Below are 24430 nucleotides of genomic sequence, written 5' to 3' on the forward strand. Positions count from 1 at the left end.
TATGTTTGGTTATGTTATGTTAATTTAAAAGATAAGAAGAGGTGAGAAGAAATGTTAAAAAAACATAAATACTTGGCAATCGTCAGCGTTTTGTGCCTGGCCTTGATTTTTCTGACAGCTTGCAGCAGCAAGCCGGCAGAGGTTCCCGGGGGTCAGGCAGGCCCAGCGGAATCCTTGAGCGGGAAACCCCTTTTCGTATACTGTGGGGCGGGAATGACCAAGCCTTTTGGTGAAATTGCCGAAGCCTTCAAAGCAGAGAGCGGGGTTGAAGTTGAAGTGGCCTACGCCAATGCGGCCCAAATCCAGACCCAAATCAAGACCACTCAGGAGGGGGATCTCTTTATAGCCGGTTCTGTGGAAGAGCTTAATCCTGTCAAAGATGTTGTGGCCGCCAGCAAAGAGCTTGTCAAACATATTCCCGTCCTGGCCGTCAAAAGCGGCAATCCCCTGAAGATCACCGGACTGAAAGATCTGACGAAAGAAGATGTGGAAGTTGTCCTGGGGGATGCGGAGGCTACGCCCATAGGCAAAATTGCCAATAAAGCCCTCACCGATTTAGGCGTGCTGGCAGAGGTCAATGTCATTGCCAGAACGGCTACCGCACCGGAAATGATCACAGCCCTATCTGTTGATCAATGCGATGCTATTATCGTCTGGAAAGAAAATGTCAGCGGGTCAGGGATCGAGATCGTCAATACCACGGATTTGGACACCCAGATCAAAAAAATTCCGGCAGCCACGTTGAGCTTCAGCAAGAATACGGAGACCACCGCAGCCCTGCTGAAATTCCTTGATACTGATCAAGCCAAAAGCATCTGGGAAAAATACGGATATGAAGTGGTAAACTAAGGATTTAAGAGGTTGCCATGAAAAAGAAGCTTTCCCTGTATAGTCTGTTCGATGTTTTGACTGCTGCTGTGACACTGAGTGTTGTTGCCTTTATTTCTGCGGCAATCTTGTCTATCCTTATTAAAGGCTTCCCATACCTTGGGGAAGCCTTTTTCTCAGAAGAAGTGAGGTTTGCAGTGAAATTAAGCCTGTATACAGCCAGCATCTCGACTTTTGTTTGCTTTGTGCTTGCTGTGCCCACCGCGTACTCACTGACGAGGGGCTCCTTTCCCTTTAAGAAAATAGCCCAGATTATTATTGAGCTGCCTTTATCCATGCCCTATTTGGTTCTGGGCTTGTGTCTGCTGCTCATCTTTTCCTCGGAATTCGGCAAAGCACTGAGAGATATGGGTTTCAGGGTGGTATTTGATAAGAACGGGATCATTATGGCACAGATCATCGTCAATCTGCCCTATATGATCCGTTTGCTCAAGACAGCCTTTGCAGAACTGGATGAACGGCTGGAGATCATTGCCGGAATGCTGGGTGCTTCCCGATGGCAAAGATTTGTGACGATTACCTTGCCGCTGGCCCGCAATGCGGTGATCTCCGCCATGATTCTGGTCTGGTCCAGGGGCCTTGGCGAATTCGGTGCCACCTTAATGGTGGTCGGCGCGACCAGAATGAAGACGGAAACCCTGCCGGCCAGCATCTATCTGAATATGGCCACAGGGGATATCGGAGCGGCGATGGCTTCCGCCATCATCATCCTGCTCATTTCTTTTGTATCGCTTTTTGCAACAAGCCGCTTGGAGAGGAAAAACCTTCAGGCAAGCCGGATGAAGGACGTGTATTGGCAGTGAACCCACTTGTTGAAATCAGGGACTACTCCCTTGAATTAGGAAAATTTAAATTGCAGCCCATCAATTTGATGATCCACGAAAGGGAAATTTTCGGAGTCTTAGGGAAAACCGGCTCAGGAAAAACCGTGCTTCTGGAATCCATAGCAGGTTTTTATCGGGGCCGCTCCGGACAGATATATATTCAGGGTCAGGATATCGCCGAAGTGCCGCTGGAGAAAAGGGGCATTGGTTTCGTGTACCAGGATTTTGGCTTATTTCCCCACATGACGGTAGCCGATAATATCGGGTATGGGTTGAGAATGCAAAAGAAGGAAAAACAGACCATCAAGGATGAGGTAAATCGGATGGCGGAAATTCTCGCCATCAGCTCGATTCTGAAACAGTACCCCGGAACCCTAAGCGGCGGGGAACGGCAAAGGACGGCTATCGCCAGGGCCCTTATCCTGAACCCCAGGATTCTCTTGCTGGATGAGCCCTTTTCTTCCCTGGACCCGGCTACCAAGGAAACCATGTACCGGCAGGTGAAAGAAATCCACCGGCTTTTTGGCTGTACCATTCTCTTTGTAACCCATGACTTTAAGGAAGCCCAGAGCATGGCGGACCGGATCGGAATCATGATCAAAGGGGAATTGAAACGTATCCGCCGGAGCACGGAACTCTTTGTCCAGGACAGCGATGAGGAAGTCAATCGGTTTTTGGGGCTGAACAGAGAATAAATCATTATTATGAGGAGGTTTCACTATGCTGTACTTAACTCGTGATGAAATAGACCGTTGGCTCAAGGAAGATGTTCCTTATATTGACCTGACCAGCTGGACCTTGGGAATCAGGGAACAGCAGGGGAGCATCGCGTATTTTACCAGGGAAGAGGCCGTGGTGTGCGGAACTGAGGAAGTCAGGCAGATTTTCGATCATTTGCATATCGAGACGGACCGCTTCATCCCCTCCGGTCAGCAGGTCAAACAAGGGGAAGTGTTGATCTCCGGGAAAGGAAGAGCCGAGGATCTGAATATGGCCTGGAAGGTGGGGCAAAACATTTTGGATCATTGCTCAGGAATCGCCACCAAGACACGAAGAATGGTGGATGATGCGAAAAGCATTAACCCCAAGGTAGCTGTTCTGACCACCCGCAAAGGATTTCCCGGTACCAAAGCCCTGACCACCAAGTCCATCATGGTTGGCGGCGCTCTGCCCCACAGACTGGGTATTTCCGAAACGATCCTGATTTTCAAGCAGCATATGAATATGATCGGTGGGTTTGAAGCTTTGCTGAAAAAGCTGCCGGAGATCAAAGGAGAATGCTGCGAAAAGAAGATCATCGTGGAGGCCGGGTCACTGGAACAAACAGTCAGCCTTTGCCAGGCCGGTGTGGACGGGATCCAGTTCGATAAACTAAAGAGCGAAGAGCTTAAAAATGCGGTGAAGTATTTGCGAGCGGAATTTCCCCACGTGGTTGCTTTGGCTGCCGGCGGCATCAATGAAGCCAATGTCAGGGACTATGCGGAAACCGGGGTGGACGGCATCGTCACAACCAGTCTCTTCAGTGCCAAGCCCCTGGATATCGGGGTGAAAATAGAGCCGATACAGATACATTTATAAACCATTAAGCCTTTAAAAAGTAATGCATCGGCAGTATAATGTGAGGCCGAAAAAAGAATTTTTAAAGGTATAAAGAAGTCGTTATCACAGTGGTGAGCGGCTTCTTTTGCTTAAAGAAGCGGCCTATATTTCACGATAAAAGTGGAATAAGGCCGCTTCATATTTACCCTTTGTGAACTTCCCCTTCCGGGACCATGGGCAGAACGATGGAGATCCGGGTGCCGACTTCCAGCCGGCTGAGAACTTCCAGGTGCCCGCCGTGCCGTTCCGTAATCCACTTGGCAATGGCCAGGCCCAGCCCTGAGCCGCCGGTGGCCCGGGTGCGGGACTCATCGGTGCGGAAGAACCGATCGAAAATCAAAGGAACCGCTTCCGGTTCAATGCCGATTCCTTCGTCCTGAACCGTGAGGCGGGCCAAGTTATCCTTGCTGGAAACAGAGAGGGTGATCTGCTTTCCGGCAGGGGTATATTTCATAGCATTGTCCATGAGGATCCGGGTGGCTTGCTTAATCAGGCCTTTATCTCCCTTGATATAAACGGGAGTAAGTATGGTGGAGTATTCGTGCCCCCCATCGATCATTTGGGTTTCCCGCAGAATCTCCTGGGCAAGAGCGGATAATTCAAAGGACTCGATTTGCAGAGCCATAGTATTGTTGTCCCCCCGGGCGAGAAACAAGAGCTGTTCCACCAGGGTCTTCATATGGGCAGTCTCATTTTTGATGGCATCGATGGATTCCTGGAGCGTTTTTTCATCCTTTTTACCCCAGCGGTCCAGCAGATTGGCATAGCCTTGAATCACGGAGATCGGGGTCCTGAGTTCATGGGAGGCATCGGAGACAAAACGCGCCTGAGAGCGGTAGGATTCGTTAATACGGTCCAGCATACCGTTGATAGCAGCGGCCAGGCTTTGCAGCTCGCTCTGGGTTTCGTCCACGGAAATGCGCGTATCCAGATGTGTGGCATTGATATCATCCAGTTTGCCCGCCAAATCCTTGAGCTGTTCCGGTGAGAAAATCCCTTCATGACTTAAATTCCGGGCAGTTTCGGCCAATTGCTCAATAGGCTGGAGTGTACGGCGGATGACCCTGGCACCGGAAGCAATGCTTCTGAGCAAGGTGATCCCTTCGATCAAGAGCATAATCCCGAACATGGCCGCTAAGATCCTGATCGTCTGCACAGGGCGGTAGGAGAGAAGGTAAAAACTGTCGTCCATGGGCAGGGCCACATTATAGCTTACCTGCTGAATTCGTCCCCAAATCCCCAGACCTTCTCCCCGGGGCGGCAGGTCAATACTCCTGATCTGCTGAGCGGTCAAAGAGGGAAGGTAAGCCTGTATCCCGGAAGGAATGCGGAATCCCTCCGGTTCTGCGGCACTATGCTCAATACGAATTGGGGTAAGCTCAAGCCAATCGTCCACCTCCAGAGGGGGCGGCGGTCCTGCCTGAGTCAGCTTTTCAGCAACTGTTCCTGCGGTCTGTTCAGCATGGACAAACAGCCCGACTGCGGATATAAGAATAAGACAGATGTTCAGATTTATAAATATCCAAAACAACCGGAAGAAGAGCTTGATATTCAGTTTCCAGACGATGGAAAACCGCATTTTGTTACGAATGCGGCCAGGAGGACGGGTTGGGGATTTATTGGTCATCTTTAATCACATATCCTACTCCTCTGACGGTGTGAATAAATTTAACATTGAACACTTCGTCAATTTTTCCGCGGAGAAAGCGTATGTAGACATCCACAGCATTGGTGTCTCCTGCAAAATCAAAGCCCCAGACATTTTCCAGAAGGGATTCCCGGGAGAGGACGATTCCTTTGTTTTTCAGGAGAAAGTGCAAGAGGTCGAATTCCCGTTTGGTTAAATCAACGGGCTTGCCTCTCATGGTCACGGTGCGGCGGTCGGCATCGAGTTCCAGACCGGAAGCAGAGAGAACCTCTGTAGAGGATAGGGGGGCCGTGTTTCTCAGAGCGTTGCGGATCCGGGCCAGAAGTTCCTCGATGGCAAAGGGTTTGGTGATATAATCATTGGCCCCGCTGTCCAGGCCGGAGACCTTATCCATGACACTGTCCCGGGCCGTAAGCATGATGATGGGGACGGCAGAGGTCCGGCGGATTCTCCGCAGAACCTCCGTACCGTTTAATTTAGGCAGCATGACATCAAGCAGGATTAAGTCAAACCGGCCGGTTTCCGCCAGCTCAAGCCCTGTTCGGCCATCAAAGGCCTTGGTTACAGTATACCCTTCATAACCAAGCTCAAGCTCTACAAAGCGGGCAATTTTTTCTTCATCCTCAATAATCAGGATAGTTTGGCTCAAGGGAAGTCCCACCCTTTTCAAAAATATTATTTATCCATGGACTTTTTGAGGTTTTCAGCGGCATCGGCTGCGCTGTCCATGGCATCATTGATGGTGGTGCCTTTAATATCAGTTCCCACAAAACGATAACGGAAGCCGAAGAACAACCCGATCACCATCAGGGGAATGGTCACCCAAAAGGCGAAGATCAGAAGCAGGACCAGAGCTGTAATGGGAACTGAGCCCTTCACTTCCTCACCGTGGAGCACTTCGAAGGAATTCGCGTTGCCCTTGCGCAGAAGTTTTACGAAAAGCTTCCAGGCGTCCTTGCAGAAAGAAAGGAAAGGATTCTCCTTGTCGCTGCCATGATTCTGGTGTTTCCAATCCTTGGCCTGATAGGAGACCACATGGGCATCGACGGTTTTTTCACTGTTGTAATAACCACCGCCGGCAGGGGCGTGGATTTTGCCCTGCTTTTCCAGATAGATGATGGCGTCCAGCAGATCACCGTTAGCGGCATCCAGAGCAGCTTTAGCCTCTTCAAAAGTTATATTGCCCATTGAGCATAGTTTTTCTACTTTTTCTAAAAGTGTCATCATGGGTTCCTCCTTGTTTTTTGGTATTTCAACTGGCTATGTTTGAATTCTAACCCAAAAAACTTTAAGGATCGTTTGCTGAAAATTAAAATGGGATTAAAAAACGGTGAAAGTAAAATAAAGTATATTTCAGGCTTTTCAAGGGTTTAATTGCTTGTAAAAAGTCTAATTTTCTGTGCGTAATATACGCGTAATAAACCCATAATATACAAATTTCAGATTAAGTCAATGGCTCGCGTTATCGTTCTGAACGCCAGGGAATCTATAATTAAGATAGGATGATCGCTCAGAAAATGATTAGGCCACGAAATCAGACATAATGAAAAAGCCAATAAAGTATCGTAAACAGGAAACATAAAAAGTATTTTACAAAAACGATCAATAGTGATATTCTCGTTCAAAATGTGGTATACTGGAATCAAACAGGAGTCATGGGCAAACATGACTCCTGGCAACAGCCGCTTGAAGTGTGGTCGGCTAAAGGTCAAACGGATAGACCGCGAACCTTTGCAGTTGTGGCGGTCTATTTCCGTTTATCGGAGGTAAGTAATAAAGCGACTAATGTTCCAAAAGAAATCATTAGTATTAAAGCCTCATACACTTCCACGGCATCACCTCCTTTGCGGAGGAATGCCGACCGCCCTGCAAGCCTTTTCTGTTACAGAATAATTATAGCATACAAGCACTCCATCGGAGTGCTTTTTCTTATGTCAAAATGAGAACCATGAAAACACCGTAACTCTCTGTCAGCACTATGCACGCGCTGAAACCAGAGGGCAGAAGTTAAAAATCTTTTACCGTCTTGATTCTTTCCAGATCAGAGCTGCAAAGAACATCAAGATTGCGGAATAGTTTCTTCGCCGGCCAATCCCACCATTTCAAATCCAGCAGATAGTTTATCAGATCGTCGTTGAACCGCTTTTTGATGAGCTTGCCTGGATTCCCGCCGGCGATATGGTAAGGGGGAACATCTTTTACCACGACGGTGTTGGCCGCGATAACAGCGCCGTCGCCGATATGTACGCCGGGCATGACCGTAACATTCTGTCCAATCCAGATATCATTGCCCACTACCGTTTCCCCCTTAAAGGGCAAGTCTGCCAAAGAAGGCATTGCGATCTCCCAGCCGTTGCCCATGATGTTAAAAGGATAGGTAGTGACGGAAGACATCCGGTGGTTTGCCCCGTTCATGACAAATTCTATTCCTTTGGCAATAGCACAGAATTTGCCGATGATCAGCTTATCTCCCAAAAACTCATAGTGATGTGTCACATGGTCTTCGAACTTTTCCGGCCCCTGATCATCATCATAATAGGTATAATCCCCCACCATGATATTGGGACGGGTAATGATATTTTTGATATAGCAAAGGCTTTTAATAGCTTCGTTGGGATAGATGGCATTGGGATCAGGGCCATAACGCATGCTTGTCACCTCGCATAAGAAAAGTAATATCGGATTCTCAAAAATCAGTGTACCATTTCTGCACAAAAAATGGAACTGCAACACCATCAGAACATCAACAGCTCAGAGTGAAAGGATACAAAAGTATTGTCCTTTGTTGAGATAAACTTAAAAAATTTCATTTAATAAATATAAACGATATTAATTTAAAAAAATAAATAAATTACTGGAAATATCGCTTTGTCTAGTTTATAATTATTATAAAATAGCTGAAGGGGGTATAGAATTTGAGAAAGCTTGCATGTTCTATATGCGGGTATATCTATGATGAAGCCGCCGGGGACCCTGAGAGAGGGATTGCTCCAGGCACCCTGTGGGCGGATGTACCTGAGGAAGAATGGGAATGTCCCCTATGTGGTGCAACGAAATCCGACTTCCAGGAGCAAAGCGGTGCTCCAACCGTTGTCCAGGAGTTAAGTGACGAGCATGATGGGGAGGATATGCGGGAGTTATCCTTCGGTGAACTGAGTGCTTTGTGCTCAAACCTGGCCAAAGGGTGTGAAAAGCAGTATCGGAATGAAGAAGTCGATCTGTTTAACCAATTAGCGGAGTACTACAACAGCAGGAACAGCCGGGCAGAAGAAGGCAGCTTGAAGGAGCTTCTGGCACTCATTGAAGAGGATTTGAATTCCGCCTATCCCCATGCCAATGGTGTTGCGGCCCGGGCTGCCGACCGGGGGGCCCTCAGGGCACTTGTCTGGGGAGAAAAAGTAACCAGAATCCTGAACTCCCTGCTCAATCGCTATGAGAAACAAGGAGAGGCCTTATTGGCAAACACCCATGTTTATGTTTGTGAAATTTGTGGTTTCGTCTACATAGGTGAGGAAGCACCTGCGATCTGTCCGGTGTGCAAAGTTCCCAGGAAAAAAATAACTGAGGTGAAAAGGGGGTAAGCAAGCTATGCCTGCAATTAGAAATATTGATCTCTGTACCAAGGATTGCCTGTGTCTTTATGTTTGCCCGACAGGAGCAACCGATACAGAAACAGGTCAGATTGACCCTGACAAATGCCTGGACGGATGCCGGGCCTGCGTCGACGCCTGCCCATCCCACGCCATATCCTTTGTGCCTGAGGTATATCCTCCTCAGCAAGGAAAATCCCCTTCGGTAAAAAGAGCCATGTTATCTTTATCGGCAAGTAAAACCAAACAGGAAAAGATCGCGGCCCAAGTGGCGGAGCGATCAGGCAGCCCGATTTTGCGGCAGTTTGCCGAAGCCTTAAGCGCCTCCAACCGGCTCATGGCCGAAGATATTCTGCGTGAAGCCGGGTATCTGCTGCCTCAGAGCGTCAACGCTCAGGATTTTCTTCAATCCTTGCTGGACAGCCCCCAAGGGGAGGATTTTCCCAGGGAAGCGGCGGCAAGATTATTAGCGAAACTGAAAACCAATCAGGCAAAAGGGCAGGAGGAGAAAAAAATGACTCACTATCGTTGTTCAATTTGTGGTTACCTTCATGAAGGAGAATTAACCGCGGACTTTAAATGTCCAATCTGTAAACAACCCGCTTCCGTATTTCAACTGGTAGAAGAGAAGGGGAGTGCAGGCAATCCTTACGCCGGCACCAAAACAGAGAAAAATCTTCTGGACGCCTTTGCCGGAGAAAGCCAGGCCAGAAATAAATATACTTATTTCGCCGCCATAGCCCAAAGAGAGGGATACGATCAAATTGCCGAACTCTTTTTGCATACGGCAAGGAATGAGCAGGAACATGCCCGCATCTGGTATGAAGAGCTGGGCAATCTGGGCAGGACCGCCGAAAACCTTTTGCATGCGGCTGAAGGGGAAAACTATGAATGGACGGATATGTACGACCGCTTTGCCAAGGATGCTGAAGCGGAAGGGTTCAAGGATTTAGCGGCAAGATTCCGCAAAGTGGGTGCTATCGAGAAAGCCCATGAAGAAAGATACCGTGCCTTGCTGAAAAACGTGGAAATGCAGCAGGTCTTTGCCAAAGGGGAAGAAGCCATGTGGGAATGCCGTATCTGCGGGCATCTTGTCATGGGCAGGAAAGCCCCCGATGTTTGCCCGGTATGTAAGTATTCCCAGAGTTATTTTGAAGTAAGAAAAGAAAACTATTAAACGATTCATGCTTATAGACTAAAAGATGGGAGCTGTCGCTGAAGGCAGCTCCTTATTTGATCACCTTTGCTCAGCCGTTGCCATGCTTGTTTTATAACTGTCAGCAACTGTCGGCACGAAAGCTGTGCTATAGTTGTCATACCCCGGCTTATGCAATATATGGAAGTTTAAGGAAGGAACTTGTACCTTACCTTACGTCAGGTTATATAATGGGAGGCGACGAAAGGGGAGAAGCTATGATGAAAGCGACAGCCTGCAGTGGTTGTGGTAAAAAATATGTGTATGCTGCCAAAGATATTGTATCTCTGCTAAAATGAAAAGGGAGGAGCGCCTGATGGAAGAATTCCTCATTAAGATAGGTGATTTAGCCAATTTATGCGGAGTTACGGTATGAACCCTGCACTATTACCACCAGATAGGGTTGCTGATTCCCAGTCAGATGACGGCCTCCGGTCATCGTCTTTACAACGAAAACGATGTGAAAAGACTTTACCAGATCATCACCTTGAAAAATTTCGGCTTCAGCTTAGAAGAAATAGGGAAGATGACATCCTCAATAGATCCGGATCCCTTAGTTTTAATTAATCTTCAGGTGGCAAAATTTTATTGCCAGATTAGCGGCATGCAAGAAGGAAAATAAGCCTGTTGATGGTGATGATATCCAGGAGCTGGCTGCCTATTGGCAGGATTTTTTAAAGACATTTTCTGATATCGATCAAGACATTGTTGATGCTGCCCATAAATTCCACGCAGAGAATAATGATCCTCATTTGAATTATGGTCTTACTCATGAATTATATGGATACTTGAGTAAGGCTATTGAAGCGATGAATGATGAATGTTAAATGCTGAATGCTCTGATTAAATTCTATAAAAAATTGACCCCCATGGCAGGGGCAGTTACTTGAAAAAGACTGGAGGGCAAACGAATCATGTCCAAAGAACTAAACATCATCGCCCGCATTCGCACGGATTTTCCGACCAAGTTTGGAATTCCCCGGCAAAGCGGCCTGATTGATGACCTGAAAGCAGCGGTCGTCTTCGAGCCGGAATACCGCAATGCCGACGCTCTGCGGGGTTTGGAAGGGTTTTCCCATATCTGGCTCATCTGGGAGTTTTCCGCCGCCCTGCGTGACACCTGGTCGCCCACGGTGCGCCCGCCGCGGCTGGGGGGGAACAAACGCATGGGTGTCTTTGCCACCCGCTCCCCCTTCCGGCCTAACCCCCTGGGACTCTCTTCCGTCCGCCTGGACAGTATTGAACTTGATCCGGAGCTGGGGCCGATTCTCCATGTATCAGGAGCCGATCTCCTGGATCAGACGCCCATCTTCGATATTAAGCCCTACCTTCCTTATACGGACTGTCACCCGGAGGCGACAGGGGGATTCATCGAGCCTCTCGTCGACCATGAATTGGTGGTGGATTTCCCTGAACAATGGCTGAACAGCATTCCGCCCCAGCGGCGCCAAGCCCTGGTAAGGGTACTGGCCCATGATCCCAGGCCCTCCTATCAAAAGGACCCCCAACGGATTTACGGCCTCGAATTCGCCGGATTCGAAATAAAGTTTACGGTGCTGGATAAGGTGCTGACCGTGTGTGAGGTGAAACAAACCGGAACTCATCCTGTTCCTTAAAAATCACGCCAAGCTTCACTCCACGCTTTTCAGGGATGCCACCATATCGACCTTTTTGAATTGTCTCCCCATCATGAAATTTACAAGCATGGTAAAGCCCAGCATGAAAGCGAACCCCACAGCAATGCTGGAAAGATCAATCATGGGCAGAATTTCCAAGTCCGGCGTTGTGGCCTGGTCAACAATGACGCCCAGCAGCAAAGAGCCCAGGATGTAGCCGAAAGGCAGGCCGAATACGGTAATCCAGATGGTTTCGCGCAATACCAGCCTTTTCATCTCATTTTCATAAAACCCCAGGACTTTCAGAGTCGCAAGCTCGCGGATTCGCTCATAGTAGTTCATCCGGCCCAGGACCATCATAACGGCAAAGGCCAGCAAGCCCGCAAATAAAATCAAGATCATTTGAAAGCTTTGCAGGCTTTCCAAAACAATCAGCATATTGCTGCGCATTTCTTCCTTTGTTTCCACCAGGGAAATTCTCGGATCGCTGTTCAGCTTGCTTAAATCAAGATCCCGGCCCTGTATGAGAAGGGTTCTGACCAGGAAGGGGAGAGCGGATACCTTGGCAAAGGCGGTTTTGGATAGGTAGATTTCATTACCCACAGGGAAATCTACAATATCAGCAACCTTCAGGGCCATGACCGTTCCATCCAGGCTTTCCGCTCTGAGGGTATCCCCTATGTCCACAGCCAGAGCCTTGGCCATTCTGAGAGTAATCAAGGCTCCCTCCTCAGGTAAAGGAATCTCCTTACCTTTTGTATCCTTGAAGTTGAGGCTTTTTTGCCCTTCGTCCATCACCACAAGATAAGGGCTTTGTACATCCCCCTCTTTCCCATAGAGATAGACACTGAGAGCCATGGTGGCGTCCACATGCTGCCCGCTGCTCAATGTATTATAAATATCAGCAAGCCCTTCGACAGTGGCTGGAGTACGGAGTTTGATTTCCACGTCATAGTGAACCGTTTCCTTAAAGGCCCTGTCAAGCATCCCGTTAATGGAATTCATCAGTCTGAAGCCGCACAAAATCAGGGAAGTGGAGCCGATAATGCCGACAAGCCCCATGAGCATCCGGCCTTTGTTGCGGAACAGATTCCTTGTCACGATTTTGCCGCTGAAGCTGAGTCTGCGCCAATAAGGAGTGATTCGCTCCAGAAAAATCCGGTGTCCTTGAGCCGGTGGCTTGGGTCTCATCAGAGCAGCCGGTGTCAGCTTCAATGATCTGCGGCAGGAGAGGAGGGCCCCGCCGCAGGTAACCGCCGCCACACAGAGGGCCGACAGGAAGAAGTGGGGCGTAAAGGGGATGACACCGGTAGCTTCGATGGTGTAATAGGTCATGCCAATCCTGTACAAAAATTCCGCAATCAGATAGCGGGCCATCATCCAGCCTAAAATCATGCTGGGCAGGGTGATCAAAACCCCAAAAAGCGCATACCTCCCTGTAATTTCCTTTTTGGAGTAGCCTAAAGAACGAAGGGTTCCCAAATGCTGGCGTTGGTTCTCCAGCATTCTGGATACTGTAATCCAAGTCACCAGGGCCCCTGTCAGGAAAAAAGCCAGGGAAAACAGCAGGCCGATTTGTTTGATCCCGGTCATAGCATCCGCAACCTTCCGGTAGCTTGTCTGATGGTGGCGGCTGAGGATATTGGCTCCGGCCAGCCTTTCCCGTATTTGGGCCGAAACTTCCGCCTGTGCAAGAGTTGAGCCTTCAGCAACAGTGAGGATGATTTCATTGAAAGGAACCTCCGGCAAAGAGGAAGCATTGGTGTAGGCGAAGCCATATTTTTGGTAGTCGGGAACGGTTAAGCCTTCCGGCGCGTAATAAATGTATTCCCCGGCACGGACAATCCCTTGGATCAGCCACTTTGTCTGTTTTTCCCCTTCTCCTGCCGTAATTCTGTCGCCGGCAGACAGTCCATGAGCCTCAGCAAAGCGGCTGTCCAGCAAAAGGGCGTTGGCTTCACTCCCATCCAGTCCGCTGCCTTCCAGAAGCTCCGGCACATTGATGGTGGCTGTTTCATCCAGTGCGTGCAGATGAAGCACCGCCCCTGGGGTTCCGGGGAGAGTGATGTCGGTTACTTTCCGCCGCTGAACCTCTTGAACTTCCTCCAAAGACCGTAGGTCAGCCAAATGGGAAGGAGAAATTTCCCCTTTATAAATCCAGTAGTCAGCAAGATTTGCCTGCTTATAGGCATCGGATACCGCGGCTTCGACCGTAGTCACATACATGTTGATGCCGCTGAACAGGGCAATTCCTAGTGAACAAATGCATACGATAGCCAGAAAGGACCAGCGATTCTCCTTTGTATCCCGAAGAACTTTCTTCTGCAGCATGCTTACCATGGGATTCCCTCCAGCTCAAGGGGCGATTTTTCAAGGTGTTCCTTGATGAGCGCCCCGTTCTTCATCTCAATCAGTCGGTCGGCGATGGGTGCGAGCAGGGAATTGTGGGTAATGATGATTACGGTTTTACCCATATTGCGGCTCACATCCGCTAATACTTTCAATACATGTTTCCAAAGTCTCTATTTATAATTTTTTTGAAAGCAAGGATAATCTGCGGCGTATCATCATCATGAATATGCTGGATGAAAGCATTGCCAAAATAAAAGAGCTCATTGAAAAAGAGGGGGATTTCTTCGCTAAAATTGAGCAGTATATCCAGATCCGCACCTGGTATTATGGCCAATACAGTTTGCGGTCCTTTTTTGAAGCAGTTGAGAGTGATCCGGAGCTTCGCAATTATTTTGACCATTACAACACCGCGAATAAAGAGCTGTTTATTAAATTCATAGCAGCCGGTAAGCGCTCCGCAGTTTTCGCGCAAGATGTATCCGATACGGCAATTGGCATTTATCTCGATATGATTCAGTCCTATTTTTTGCATAATAAAAAAATCCGCAATCAGCTTGAGCACAATCCGGAATTGGTCCGACAGCTTAATATGCTTTTTCTTGATGGATTAATTCGGCAGAAAAATAGAAAATAGGTATGAAATTAAGTCTATTTAGATTTTTTATACTTTGATAAAAATATCTATTGACTAACTCTTAAAGCTATGTTAATTTTTACATGTCAGATACTTGTCGGTGCAATACTTGTTTATCTAATACTTGACTAGATAATAATTGTATCTGCAATAATCGAAGGATTTATGAAAGTTAGAACTTAGACTATATTTAATCAGTCAGTCCAAAAGCTACATAATTTTGCCTGGGTTTACCATGATTCTCACAAAGTGATATTGCCAGATAGCAGATAGATAATAAGCGATTATTGAGGGGTTAGATTTGGGGTTCATGAACTCGGGTTTGTGAATCCTGGAATAAAAAAATTTAAGGAGGAGTAACATGAAAAAAACCCTGGGTATTATTCTATCAATTTCGCTCGCTTTTTCCGTACTGGCACTCCCGATTTTTGCTGCAGTTGACACCACAACTTCAGCAACAGTGGAGGCGGCAACACCAGCTGCACCTGCAACACCTGCAAAACCTGCAGCAACGGCCCCGGCAGCAGCCCCTAGTGTTGATACTTCTAAAATCGCAGCAGGAACTTACTACACAGTAGTAAGCGGTGATTTTTTCTGGCAAATTGCGGCGAAGCATGGACTGACAATTGATGCATTAGCAAAATTAAATCCACAGATTAAGAATGTTAACCTGATTTTCCCCGGTCAAAAAATTCTTGTTAAAGCTGAAGAAGCTGCTGCTGCTTCTACTTCTACTTCTACTTCTACTTCTACTGCTGCCGTTGCCCCAGCAGCCAAGAAACTTTACCAAGGAATTGGTATGGTAGCCAACTATCGTGATAACACTGCCAGACAAAAAGATCACGACAATTTAAACATTACTACAGTTGCCGCACTTTTTGATGATGCCGGCAAGATTGTAAAATTACAGTTTGATGTTGTGGAAATCCTGCCTGATATGTTCCCAGGTTGGATGGATCCTGAAGCTGCAGACAAGTCATTCTATAAAGATGCTCAAGCCAATGGCTTTAACTGGGAAACCAAGAAAGAAGAAGGCGATGCTTATGGCATGAAAGCCAGTGCTGTTTCCGGTAAAGAATGGTGGGAGCAAATGAACTTCTATGAAGAGTATTTCAAAGGAAAGACTGTCGCTGAAGTTCAGGATTGGTTTGCTAAGTATTGCGATGCCAACGGAAGACCTTACAAAATGGCTTATCCTGAGAAGTTAACTGACGCTGATAAAGCTAAAGTTGCAACCTTCACAGAAGCTGAAAAGAAAATGCTGGTAGACGTTACTACCGGTGCTACTATGTCACTCCAAGATCCACATTCCCGCTTCATAGATGCTTTAGTAAAAGCTTATGAAGTCAGAAAAGAAGTTAAATAACATAGCAGATAATTACAAAGAGTTGCCTTGAATTGGTTGTCCAATTCAAGGCATTTTTTTGCGCTAAATACCCCGCACATTTTCCGCAGTGATACAGAAGACATACGGGGTGCCAATCTCAGCAGCAGCTTGAGCAGAGAACTGTTTTGCTCTTGTAGGGCTGCTTTGCTCAATGCGAAGCTATATTATAGGAATTGCTGCATCTTCATGGCAGCGGACATATTGCCTTTGATCTTGATTTTGCCTGTCATAACCGCAGACATAGCGTTGAGCTTCCCTTGGTAAAAATCAACAAAAGTATCAAACTTAGCTTTGATGGTAACTACGGGATTCTGAGTTTCGCCCTCTGTATAGACAGCTTTGCCGTTTTCAAAAGTAATGCTCCATACCCCGTGGTCGCTGGCTGAAAAATCATATTGATAAACGCCGGTGATGCTTGAGGTTAGCTCTGCTTTTTCCTCGGTCTTTCTGATGAAGTCATCCATCAGTGCCTTTGGTGAATCCATGGTATTACCCCCCGTTTTTCCTGTCAAAAGTTAAAAAGCCGCCGATACTGACAGAATATTCTAACATTAACTCTAGCATATCCAGCCCGGATTTTAAATTATTTTTATTAGAAGCCTTAAAATTACTCGCACGTAATATTTAAAGAAGTTGTGAATCTTAACTTAATATTAATTGAAAATGACACAGGAAAAGATTATAATGTTGCATAGCAAACAATTCGTTGTGCAACATTATAATCTTATTGGCATAGAGAGGGATAAAAGCATGAACCCAATTCATAAAGGCAAAAAGGACATAGGCTTTCAGATTCGTTCTCTCAATCATCTGATTAAACGGCATGTGGAAAACTCAGCAAACTTTCAATATGCTAAAAGTATTACCGGAACAAACAGCTGGATTATAGCCTATCTGGCGGAAAACAGGGATAAGGATATCTTTCAGAAAGATATCGAAGAGATGTTTACTGTGAATCGGTCGACGACTTCAAAAGTGCTGAAACTTATGGAGCAGAAAGAGCTTATTGAGCGCCGGAGTGTACCCGATGATGCCCGTCTGAAAAAACTGGTGCTTACACCTAAGGCCCTGGCTCTTCACCAAAGTATCGTTGAGGATATTGACAGCCTGGAAACCATGCTGATTCAAGGTTTTACGGAAGAGGAAATCCAGCAATTCAATGCTTATATCGAGAGGATGAAAGAAAACTTAACAGGTAAAAAAGATGGTGAATGTCAGTGTAAGTAGTTATAAGGTAGTTATTGGAGGAGTTTGATCTATGATTAAAAAACTGGCCGGAAGTATCCGGCAGTACAAGAAAGCCACTCTCTTGACGCCGTTTTTTGTGGCTTTGGAAGTGACCATGGAAGTGATCATTCCTTTATTGATGGCCCGGCTGATCGACTACGGCATTGACGCGGGCGATATGAACTATGTAGCTAAAATGGGAGGCGCTCTTCTCCTTGCCGCCTTGATCAGCCTGGCTTTCGGACTGTTGGCGGGGAGGACTGCCGCCGTTGCCTCAGCAGGCTTTGCCCAGAATCTGCGTCAAGACATGTTTTATAAAGTCCAGAGCTTTTCTTTCGTCAACATCGACAAGTTCTCCACAGCAAGCATCGTGACCCGGCTGACCACAGATGTTACCAATGTGCAGAACTCCTTCCAAATGCTGACCCGTATGGCTATACGCAGTCCGATCATGCTTTTCTTTGCCCTCTTTGTCTCCTTTAGTATCGATCAGAAGCTGTCACTGATTTTCCTGGGGAGCATCCCTATTCTGGGCGTGGGGCTATGGCTGATTATGAGCAATGTTCATCCCATCTTCGCCAGGGTCTTCCGGACCTATGATAAGCTCAATAATGTCGTTCAGGAAAATCTCCGGGGCATGCGCGTGGTCAAGTCTTTTGTCCGCGAAGATTTTGAAACCCAAAAATTCATGGCTATTTCCCAATCCATTTATAAGGACTTTACCAAAGCGGAACGGCTGCTGGTCTTTAATATGCCGCTGATGCAATTTTGCATGTATGCCTGTATCCTTTTCGTATCCTGGTTTGGCGCCCGGGCCATTGTGGCTTCCGGCGGCGATCCTGTGGCCGGACTTTCCACCGGGGAACTTTTGAGTTTGATTACTTATGCCACTCAGATTCTCATGAGCCTGATGATGCTTTCCATGGTCTTTGTCATGCTGACCATCTCCCGGGCTTCTGCCGCGAGAATCGTGGAACTTCTGGAGGAAGAGAGCAACCTGCAAAACAAGGACCACCCGGTTTGCCAAGTCCCCAATGGCGATATCTCCTTTGAAAATGTCAGCTTCAGCTATAGCAAAGATGCGGATAAACCGGTCCTGGATAGGATCAATCTGGACATTCGATCCGGTGAGACTCTTGGCATTCTGGGGGGAACGGGATCCTCTAAATCCACGTTAGTCCAATTGATTCCCCGTTTGTATGATGTGACTGAGGGCAAGGTCAAGGTGGGCGGTGTTGATGTCAGGGATTATGACCTGGAGACGCTGCGCAACCAAGTAGCCATGGTCCTGCAGAAGAATGTGCTTTTCTCAGGAACGATTAAAGAGAATCTGCGCTGGGGGAATGAGCAGGCTACTGAGGAAGAGATGATTCAGGCCTGCAAGCTGGCCCATGCCCATGATTTCATCGCCGGGTTCCCCCACCAATACGATACCCTGATCGAGCAGGGAGGGGTCAATCTCTCGGGAGGGCAGAAGCAGCGGCTCTGTATCGCCCGGGCTTTGCTGAAGAACCCGCAAATCCTAATTCTCGATGATTCAACAAGTGCCGTGGATATGGAGACGGATGCCCAGATCCGCAAGGCGCTGGCTGAGCACCTGCCGGATACCACCAAGCTGATCATCGCTCAGCGGGTTTCATCGGTCCAGGATGCCGACCGGATCATCGTCATGGACGATGGAAAAATAAAGGCTGTAGGTTCCCATGAGGAATTGCTGCAGACCAGTGAGATTTACAAGGAGGTCTATGAGTCACAAGCGAAAGGAGGGGAAGAAGGATGATGGGATTCAGAGGCGGGCCGGGAAAGAGTTCGGCTCATGGCAGGGGACTTCCCGGCGGGAAACCGCCCCATGACAAATTCAACCCCCAGACAGCCAAACGGCTTTTGTCTTATTTGCGGGATTACAAGGTGCAAACCTTCTTCGTTATGGTCGCTATTCTGATCAGTGCCCTGGTCGGGGTTCTGTCTTCCGTATTCCTTAAAATCCTGATCGATGATTATATTGCACCTCTTCTTCTGGAGGCCGTTCCCAACTATGCCGGATTGCTGCGGATCATAATGGTGATGGCAGGGATTTACCTGATTGGCGTTCTGGCCACCTTAATCTACAACTGGATTATGGTGTCGATCTCCCAAGGCATCTTAAAGAAAATCCGGGATGAGATGTTTTCCCATATGCAGAAGCTGCCGGTTAAATACTTTGATTCCCATACTCATGGGGATGTGATGAGCCATTACACCAATGATACGGATACCTTAAGACAGATGATCTCTCAGGGTATCCCTCAGACCTTTTCTTCCTTCATTACGATTGTGGCGGTTTTCTTTGCCATGCTTTACCTCAGTGTCTGGCTGACCGTGTTTGTGGTCTTGTGTATTTTCCTAATCCTAAAGGTTATTGGCAGCATCGCCGGCAAGAGCGGCACCTATTTTATGCAGCAGCAGCAATCCCTGGGAACTCTCAATGGCTATATTGAGGAAATGATCCATGGCCAGCGGGTGGTCAAGGTCTTCAACTATGAGGAAAAAAGCAAAGAGTCCTTTAACCGCAAAAATGAAGAGCTTTGCGCCCATGCCACCGCCGCCAATTCCTATGTCAATATCATCATGCCCATGATGAGCAATTTTGGCTATCTCCTTTATGTAGCGTTGGCCATTGTGGGAGGTCTCCTAGTGATTGGAGGAGTGACCAATCTGACCATCACCGGGACCAATGCACTCACCCTGGGAACCATTGCTTCTTTTCTGCAGTTGTCCCGCAGTTTTATCATGCCCATTGCGCAGGTGTCCCAGCAGTTGAATGCCATTATTATGGCTTTGGCAGGGGCGGAACGGATCTTCAAACTCCTTGATGAAAAGCCGGAAAAGGATGAAGGGCAAGTGACCTTGGTCCATGTCAAACAAGAAAGGGGCCCCATAGTTGAAACCAGCTCGCATACCGATGGGTGGGCCTGGAAAATTCCTCAGGAAGATGGCATGGTGGACTATCGGGAGCTTAAAGGAGAAGTCCGTTTCTTCGATGTGGACTTTGGCTACGAGGAGAACAAGATGGTTCTGCACAACATCACTTTGTATGCCGAACCCGGGCAAAAGGTGGCTTTTGTGGGGGCTACGGGAGCGGGCAAGACCACTATTACCAATCTCATCAACCGTTTCTATGATCTGGCCGACGGCAAGATCCGCTATGACGGTATTAATATCAATAAAATCAAAAAGGAGGACTTGCGCCGCTCCTTAGGTATCGTGCTCCAGGATGTCAATCTGTTTACAGGGTCAGTGATGGAAAATATCCGCTATGGCCGCCTGGATGCCACGGATGAGGACTGTATCGCGGCGGCCAAGCTGGCCAATGCCGACGGTTTTATCCGCATGCTCCCCCAAGGTTATCAGACAGTTCTTTCCGGGGACGGCAGCGGTTTATCCCAGGGTCAGCGGCAGCTCATCTCCATTGCCCGTGCTGCGGTAGCAGATCCGCCGGTGATGATTCTCGATGAAGCCACTTCCTCCATCGATACCCGCACCGAGGCCATCGTCCAACGGGGCATGGACTCCTTAATGGAAGGGAGAACGGTCTTTGTCATTGCCCACAGGCTTTCCACCGTCAAAAACTCCGATGTGATCATGGTACTTGAGGAGGGGAGAGTTATTGAACGGGGCAGCCATGAGAAGCTGATTGCTGAAAAGGGCAAATATTATCAGCTTTATACAGGAGCCTTTGAACTGGAGTAGTGCTCAAACATCCCGCCCCTCGAAATGGCGGATTGCCCAGAACAACAAAGCCACAGTGTAGAAGACCCCATATCCGAGCATCAGATTGCTGGGCTCACTCCCTGCCCCGCCGTTGAACATGGCCATGGCGCTGTTCCCGGAATCCGTCAGCAAAGCATCGGTTTTGCGAAAGAGAGCATTATAGGGAAAGATGAGGCTGGAGATGATGCCTGTGTTGATTAAGGACGGGTTATTGAGCAGGGTTCCGATCTGTTCCACCAGCCCGCCCACAAAGCCTACCCCATAGAGAATAATGAGAATGATGCCGCTGTTGATCGTGCTCATACGGGTACTCAGCCATAAACCTGCGGCGACGATGAGGAGAGGGGATAGGACGAATATCAGCCCGCCTTGAACAACAGAGGAAGGTTCAAGGCGGGCGGCAATATCCCCACCGGTCAGCTGATTGATCAGCAGTACACCAACGAATAAGCTGAGAGCATAAACTACGACTACGGTTCCCAAGCCGAGGAATTTTCCCAAAATATAAGAACGGCGGGGGAGGGGACGGGCCAGAATTGTGTCGATCTGATGGTTTTCGATTTCCCCGGCTACCCCTCCCACCGTGGAGAGTATGGTGAGCAGAGCCAGAATCATGCTGGAAAAATTGAGCCCCATCATAATGATCTGAGAACGTATGGAGTTTTGGATAACTGTGTTGGCGCTGTCAAAACCATGCATAGCTTGAATGAAGCCTTGGGCAGCATAATGATTGGTCACCCCAAAGAAGATTAAAAAAGCAAGGGTCATGAGCAAGGTGATGAAAAAGATCCGCCGCGAGAGAATCTCCCTGAAGGTCAGCTTAATGATGGACAGCATATTCTCTCTCCTTTCGCTCCACCCAATACATAAACACCTCTTCCAAATGGGGCTGCAGGGAAACCACCTCATAGAGCCCAATTCCCATCCCGCTGAGGTAATGGATCAGCTCCGGCACAGCCTCCCCCGAGCTGAGCTGCACCCGCCATTCGGAGATTTCCTGGGTTTGGGATAAAAGCTCGGTATTCTGAACCAGTGAGTTCATCGTGTTCAGGATGTCCTGAGTTAACCCCTGAGCCCGCAGTTTAATTTCCGATTTAAAGTCACAGAGAGTCCGCCAGTCTCCTTGGGCGGCCACTTTTCCCTGATTGATAATGGCCACTTGGTCGCAGACATTTTCTACTTCGGCCAGGAGATGGCTGTTGAGAAACACCGTCTTTCCTTCCTTGCGCAGGGCAAGAATGAGATCCCGCACGTCCCGGCGGCCGATAGGGTCCAGGGCGGAGGTGGGCTCATCAAGAAAGATCAGTTCAGGATCGGAGATCAAGGCACAAGCCAAACCGATGCGCTGCTGCATTCCTTTGCTGTAGCGCCGGATTTTTTCCTGCTCACGGCCGGATAACCCCACTCGTTCCACTAAACTCTGAATGCGCCGCTGCCGCTCCGCGGGAGGCACTCCGGCCAAATCTCCATGGAGCTCTAGCAGTTGGGCTCCTGTAAGCCAATCGGGATAGCGGAAAAGCTCGGGGAGATAGCCTACCTTCGCCCGGGCTTTAACATTGTTGAGGGGATGGCCGAGGATTTCCGCCCGTCCTGAGGTCGGGTGGATTAGGCCCAGCAAGGTTCTGACAAAAGTGCTCTTTCCCGCACCATTGGGTCCGATAAAACCATAGACGACACCGGGAGGGACCTGTAAGCTCACATCTGAGCACCCGGCTTTGCCATCATAGTGTTTGGTTAAATTCCAGGTTTGAATAACGAATTCCGACATAAGCCACCTCATTGCTTGATAAGCCTAAAGAGCAGCCGGTGGGGCTGCCCTTTAGGTATTATGAAGGATTTAAATTTGGCTTGCCATAGCAAGCAGGCTGTTTTTCAGTTCTTTATTGCTTTGGGCTTCCGTTCCCTGGGAGGCCAGCATGTGCATTAAACCATCCTTTTGCCAAATCAGCACGGCCTGCTCATCGCCGGAATAAGCCACAAATACCCCGGGATTTCCTTGAACTTTAACATCTTCAGAATAATCCTGGCCTTCCACATAAGGAATGGGAAGGGTGGACTCCCAATCCTGAATATTGGCTAATTGCTGACGGACATTTTCGGGAAGGAGAGGAGTCATTAAGAGAGCGCCTCTTACCTGATCCACATCAATCCCCTCGGGAACTTTGAGCTGAGGTGAGGCGGATACAGCATAATGCAAACGAGCCTGAGGATTGCTCTCCGAGCTATACTCAATAAAACTGCTTTGACCAAAGGAGATAAAAATGCTCTCCTTATTCAGCTTGGGATCCAAGGCTACAGAAGTGCCTAATTGCTGGGCAAAGGCTTCAAACTGGGCTACGTCGATTTGCATATCGGCAGAAAAGGGCTCCTGTTTCCCGGCTCGAAGCATGGTATAACCTGTTAGTTCAGGAACGGACACACCGGCTTGGCGGGCTGCCTCAAGTGAGGTAAAGACTGCCGGTTCAGGCTGGCCGGCTACAGACATATGGCCCATGCCTTTAAGATCGATCTCCCCGTTGTGCAGGGCGCTCATATTGGCTTTAATCTGTTCAATATCTTCCGGGGTAAGTTTAACCGTTTGCAGTTTGTCGATGCGCAATAAGCCCAGCATATCGCTGGCGGCCACTCTCACCTGGGGTATGAACAGAGCGGAAGCCAGGACCGCGGCCGCTACGCCTCCGGCTATCCAGCGTTTGGGATTGATTTTCATTGTTGACCATCTTCCTTTCGTCCTGAGACTCTTTGTCAGGTTTTGTGCTGGTTCTGTATTGGGGTTAGGTAATTCCAAAGCTCCCAGAGCGTTGTCACCGGGGCGGGGATCGGGTGCCGTGGCCAGCCGGGCTTGGAATTTCTCCCAAGCGGCCTGGGTATCGGGAGACACCTCGCCGCCGGTGTTTAACGTCAAGCTCTCGGTCAAGGCTGTCTTGATCCATTCATCCAGTTTTTTCATGTTTTGCAGCTCTTCCCGACAGCCGGGGCAGCTCTGCAGATGAAGAGCCATCTCTTTTCTTTCCTCTCTTGACAATTCACCGTCAAGATAGGCCTGAATATAGTCTTGTTCAAGGCCACAGGCCATTAGTATTCCCCCCTTTTCAGGTAACCTTTGCGGAAGCGCTCTTTGGCCCGTACCAAGGATTTTCCTACGGAAGCAAATTCCATAGAGATCGTCTCGCTGATTTCCTTGTAGCTTAACCCTGCAAAGCGCAGCAGGAGCAGGGACCGATCCCGCGCAGGCAGCTCAGTCAGGACTTCTCTGACTCGCTGAATCTCTTCGGCTCTGAGCCATTGTGTCTCTGCCGAGGGTTCATTGGCTGATGTCTGGCGGGTGAGCCTTTCCCAGAGACTATGCTGTCGTTTGCTGGTACGCAAATGATTGTAGGCGGCATTGATCCCGGATTGGATTAAGTAGGCCTTAAGATTCCCGATGTCTTGCCAGGGTGCATGATATAAGCGCCAAAAGACATCCTGGGCTAAATCCTCAGCGGCACTTCTCTCCTGAAGGATCTTCTCGATGGTCTGAACCACCATGGGATAGTAGTGTTGAAATACAGCGGCGAAATCAGAAGGATCCGGAGTCTGCTCTGCCATCTGTTCAGCCGTCTGCTCCGTAGCCACTATAGGATCTTCTCTCATTTCCGACCCCCTCTCGACATAACTATAAAACCGCAGGAAGGGTTTTTGTGACAAGAAAAGTACACTTTTTAGATAAGGATTCGATAT

Annotated in this window: 26 protein-coding genes; 14 read left to right on the forward strand and 12 right to left on the reverse strand. The window is 48.4% G+C overall.

What is annotated here, in order from left to right:
* Positions 1-51: 51 nt before the first annotated feature.
* Genes modA through modD form a run of 4 tightly spaced genes read left to right on the forward strand, consistent with a single transcriptional unit; the run spans position 52 to position 3290 of the window.
* Positions 52-849 (forward strand): molybdate ABC transporter substrate-binding protein, encoded by a 798-nt coding sequence (modA, locus tag DHAF_RS11055; RefSeq protein WP_015943936.1) that lies wholly within the window; start codon positions 52-54, stop codon positions 847-849.
* A 17-nt stretch (positions 850-866) separates the two neighbouring features.
* The gene (locus tag DHAF_RS11060) at positions 867-1691 is read left to right on the forward strand and encodes an ABC transporter permease (protein WP_015943937.1); all 825 of its coding nucleotides are present in this window, start codon (positions 867-869) and stop codon (positions 1689-1691) included.
* A complete protein-coding gene (locus DHAF_RS11065) occupies positions 1682-2407 on the forward strand; it encodes an ATP-binding cassette domain-containing protein (RefSeq protein ID WP_015943938.1) in 726 nt (241 codons plus the stop codon). Before DHAF_RS11060 ends, DHAF_RS11065 begins: the two co-directional genes overlap by 10 nt.
* Before the next feature lie 25 nt (positions 2408-2432).
* Positions 2433-3290 (forward strand): ModD protein, encoded by an 858-nt coding sequence (gene modD / locus DHAF_RS11070; protein WP_015943939.1) that lies wholly within the window; start codon positions 2433-2435, stop codon positions 3288-3290.
* A gap of 163 nt (positions 3291-3453) precedes the next feature.
* Here the strand turns inward: modD and DHAF_RS11075 are convergent, their stop codons facing one another.
* The 5 genes from DHAF_RS11075 to DHAF_RS11090 form a co-directional block, all read right to left on the reverse strand.
* Complete coding sequence (locus DHAF_RS11075) at positions 3454-4938, reverse strand: sensor histidine kinase (RefSeq protein ID WP_015943940.1); 1485 nt, start codon at positions 4936-4938, stop codon at positions 3454-3456.
* A complete protein-coding gene (locus tag DHAF_RS11080) occupies positions 4928-5608 on the reverse strand; it encodes a response regulator transcription factor (RefSeq protein WP_015943941.1) in 681 nt (226 codons plus the stop codon). Before DHAF_RS11080 ends, DHAF_RS11075 begins: the two co-directional genes overlap by 11 nt.
* A gap of 26 nt (positions 5609-5634) precedes the next feature.
* Positions 5635-6186 (reverse strand): UBA domain-containing protein, encoded by a 552-nt coding sequence (locus DHAF_RS11085; protein WP_015943942.1) that lies wholly within the window; start codon positions 6184-6186, stop codon positions 5635-5637.
* A 520-nt stretch (positions 6187-6706) separates the two neighbouring features.
* Positions 6707-6790 (reverse strand): putative holin-like toxin, encoded by an 84-nt coding sequence (locus DHAF_RS26760; RefSeq protein WP_420794935.1) that lies wholly within the window; start codon positions 6788-6790, stop codon positions 6707-6709.
* 176 nt (positions 6791-6966) lie between these two features.
* A complete protein-coding gene (locus tag DHAF_RS11090; protein ID WP_015943943.1) occupies positions 6967-7608 on the reverse strand; it encodes a Vat family streptogramin A O-acetyltransferase in 642 nt (213 codons plus the stop codon).
* A gap of 266 nt (positions 7609-7874) precedes the next feature.
* Here DHAF_RS11090 and DHAF_RS11095 point away from each other — a divergent pair, with 266 nt between their 5' ends.
* The 5 genes from DHAF_RS11095 (at position 7875) to tsaA (ending at position 11360) form a co-directional block, all read left to right on the forward strand.
* Positions 7875-8540 (forward strand): rubredoxin, encoded by a 666-nt coding sequence (locus tag DHAF_RS11095; protein WP_015943944.1) that lies wholly within the window; start codon positions 7875-7877, stop codon positions 8538-8540.
* 7 nt (positions 8541-8547) lie between these two features.
* Entirely contained in the window at positions 8548-9726 is a 1179-nt protein-coding gene (gene rbr / locus DHAF_RS25745; RefSeq protein ID WP_015943945.1) for a rubrerythrin, read from the forward strand.
* Between the two features lie 421 nt (positions 9727-10147).
* A complete protein-coding gene (locus tag DHAF_RS26425) occupies positions 10148-10366 on the forward strand; it encodes a MerR family transcriptional regulator (protein ID WP_242659971.1) in 219 nt (72 codons plus the stop codon).
* The gene (locus DHAF_RS26430) at positions 10332-10571 is read left to right on the forward strand and encodes a TipAS antibiotic-recognition domain-containing protein (protein ID WP_242660002.1); all 240 of its coding nucleotides are present in this window, start codon (positions 10332-10334) and stop codon (positions 10569-10571) included. The genes DHAF_RS26425 and DHAF_RS26430 overlap by 35 nt, the downstream gene beginning before the upstream one ends.
* 87 nt (positions 10572-10658) lie before the next feature.
* Positions 10659-11360 (forward strand): tRNA (N6-threonylcarbamoyladenosine(37)-N6)-methyltransferase TrmO, encoded by a 702-nt coding sequence (tsaA, locus tag DHAF_RS11110; RefSeq protein ID WP_015943947.1) that lies wholly within the window; start codon positions 10659-10661, stop codon positions 11358-11360.
* 15 nt (positions 11361-11375) lie between these two features.
* Here the strand turns inward: tsaA and DHAF_RS25095 are convergent, their stop codons facing one another.
* Positions 11376-13700 carry an ABC transporter permease gene (locus tag DHAF_RS25095; RefSeq protein ID WP_015943948.1) on the reverse strand — a complete coding sequence of 775 codons (2325 nt, stop codon included), beginning with the start codon at positions 13698-13700 and terminating at the stop codon, positions 11376-11378.
* Positions 13694-13864 (reverse strand): hypothetical protein, encoded by a 171-nt coding sequence (locus DHAF_RS25100; RefSeq protein WP_242659972.1) that lies wholly within the window; start codon positions 13862-13864, stop codon positions 13694-13696. The genes DHAF_RS25095 and DHAF_RS25100 overlap by 7 nt, the downstream gene beginning before the upstream one ends.
* Before the next feature lie 68 nt (positions 13865-13932).
* On the opposite strand from DHAF_RS25100, the gene DHAF_RS11120 reads away from it, so the two are divergent.
* Entirely contained in the window at positions 13933-14346 is a 414-nt protein-coding gene (locus DHAF_RS11120) for a hypothetical protein (protein ID WP_015943949.1), read from the forward strand.
* A gap of 361 nt (positions 14347-14707) precedes the next feature.
* Positions 14708-15712, forward strand: a complete 1005-nt coding sequence (locus tag DHAF_RS11125) for a chlorophenol reductase (protein ID WP_015943950.1) — start codon at positions 14708-14710, stop codon at positions 15710-15712.
* A gap of 185 nt (positions 15713-15897) precedes the next feature.
* On the opposite strand, the gene DHAF_RS11130 is transcribed toward DHAF_RS11125, so the two are convergent.
* Positions 15898-16218, reverse strand: a complete 321-nt coding sequence (locus DHAF_RS11130; RefSeq protein WP_015943951.1) for an SCP2 sterol-binding domain-containing protein — start codon at positions 16216-16218, stop codon at positions 15898-15900.
* Positions 16219-16417: 199 nt separating this feature from the next.
* Between DHAF_RS11130 and DHAF_RS11135 the strand changes: the two genes are divergently transcribed.
* The 3 genes from DHAF_RS11135 to DHAF_RS11145 are packed head-to-tail and all read left to right on the forward strand — an operon-like array spanning position 16418 to position 20689.
* Positions 16418-16960: a MarR family winged helix-turn-helix transcriptional regulator gene (locus DHAF_RS11135; RefSeq protein WP_015943952.1), complete on the forward strand. Its 543-nt coding sequence runs from the start codon at positions 16418-16420 to the stop codon at positions 16958-16960.
* Positions 16961-16991: 31 nt separating this feature from the next.
* Complete coding sequence (locus DHAF_RS11140) at positions 16992-18740, forward strand: ABC transporter ATP-binding protein (protein ID WP_005814402.1); 1749 nt, start codon at positions 16992-16994, stop codon at positions 18738-18740.
* A complete protein-coding gene (locus tag DHAF_RS11145; protein WP_011459544.1) occupies positions 18737-20689 on the forward strand; it encodes an ABC transporter ATP-binding protein in 1953 nt (650 codons plus the stop codon). The genes DHAF_RS11140 and DHAF_RS11145 overlap by 4 nt, the downstream gene beginning before the upstream one ends.
* A 3-nt stretch (positions 20690-20692) precedes the next feature.
* Here DHAF_RS11145 and DHAF_RS11150 read toward each other — a convergent pair whose 3' ends face one another.
* The 4 genes from DHAF_RS11150 to sigX form a co-directional block, all read right to left on the reverse strand.
* Positions 20693-21547: an ABC transporter permease gene (locus DHAF_RS11150; protein ID WP_005814405.1), complete on the reverse strand. Its 855-nt coding sequence runs from the start codon at positions 21545-21547 to the stop codon at positions 20693-20695.
* Positions 21531-22478, reverse strand: a complete 948-nt coding sequence (locus tag DHAF_RS11155) for an ABC transporter ATP-binding protein (protein WP_015943953.1) — start codon at positions 22476-22478, stop codon at positions 21531-21533. The genes DHAF_RS11150 and DHAF_RS11155 overlap by 17 nt, the downstream gene beginning before the upstream one ends.
* Before the next feature lie 69 nt (positions 22479-22547).
* Entirely contained in the window at positions 22548-23786 is a 1239-nt protein-coding gene (locus DHAF_RS11160; protein ID WP_005814410.1) for an anti-sigma factor family protein, read from the reverse strand.
* Complete coding sequence (gene sigX / locus DHAF_RS11165) at positions 23786-24343, reverse strand: RNA polymerase sigma factor SigX (protein ID WP_005814412.1); 558 nt, start codon at positions 24341-24343, stop codon at positions 23786-23788. Before sigX ends, DHAF_RS11160 begins: the two co-directional genes overlap by 1 nt.
* Between the last annotated feature and the right edge of the window lie 87 nt (positions 24344-24430).

This window comes from Desulfitobacterium hafniense DCB-2 (assembly GCF_000021925.1).
Lineage (GTDB): Bacteria > Bacillota > Desulfitobacteriia > Desulfitobacteriales > Desulfitobacteriaceae > Desulfitobacterium > Desulfitobacterium hafniense.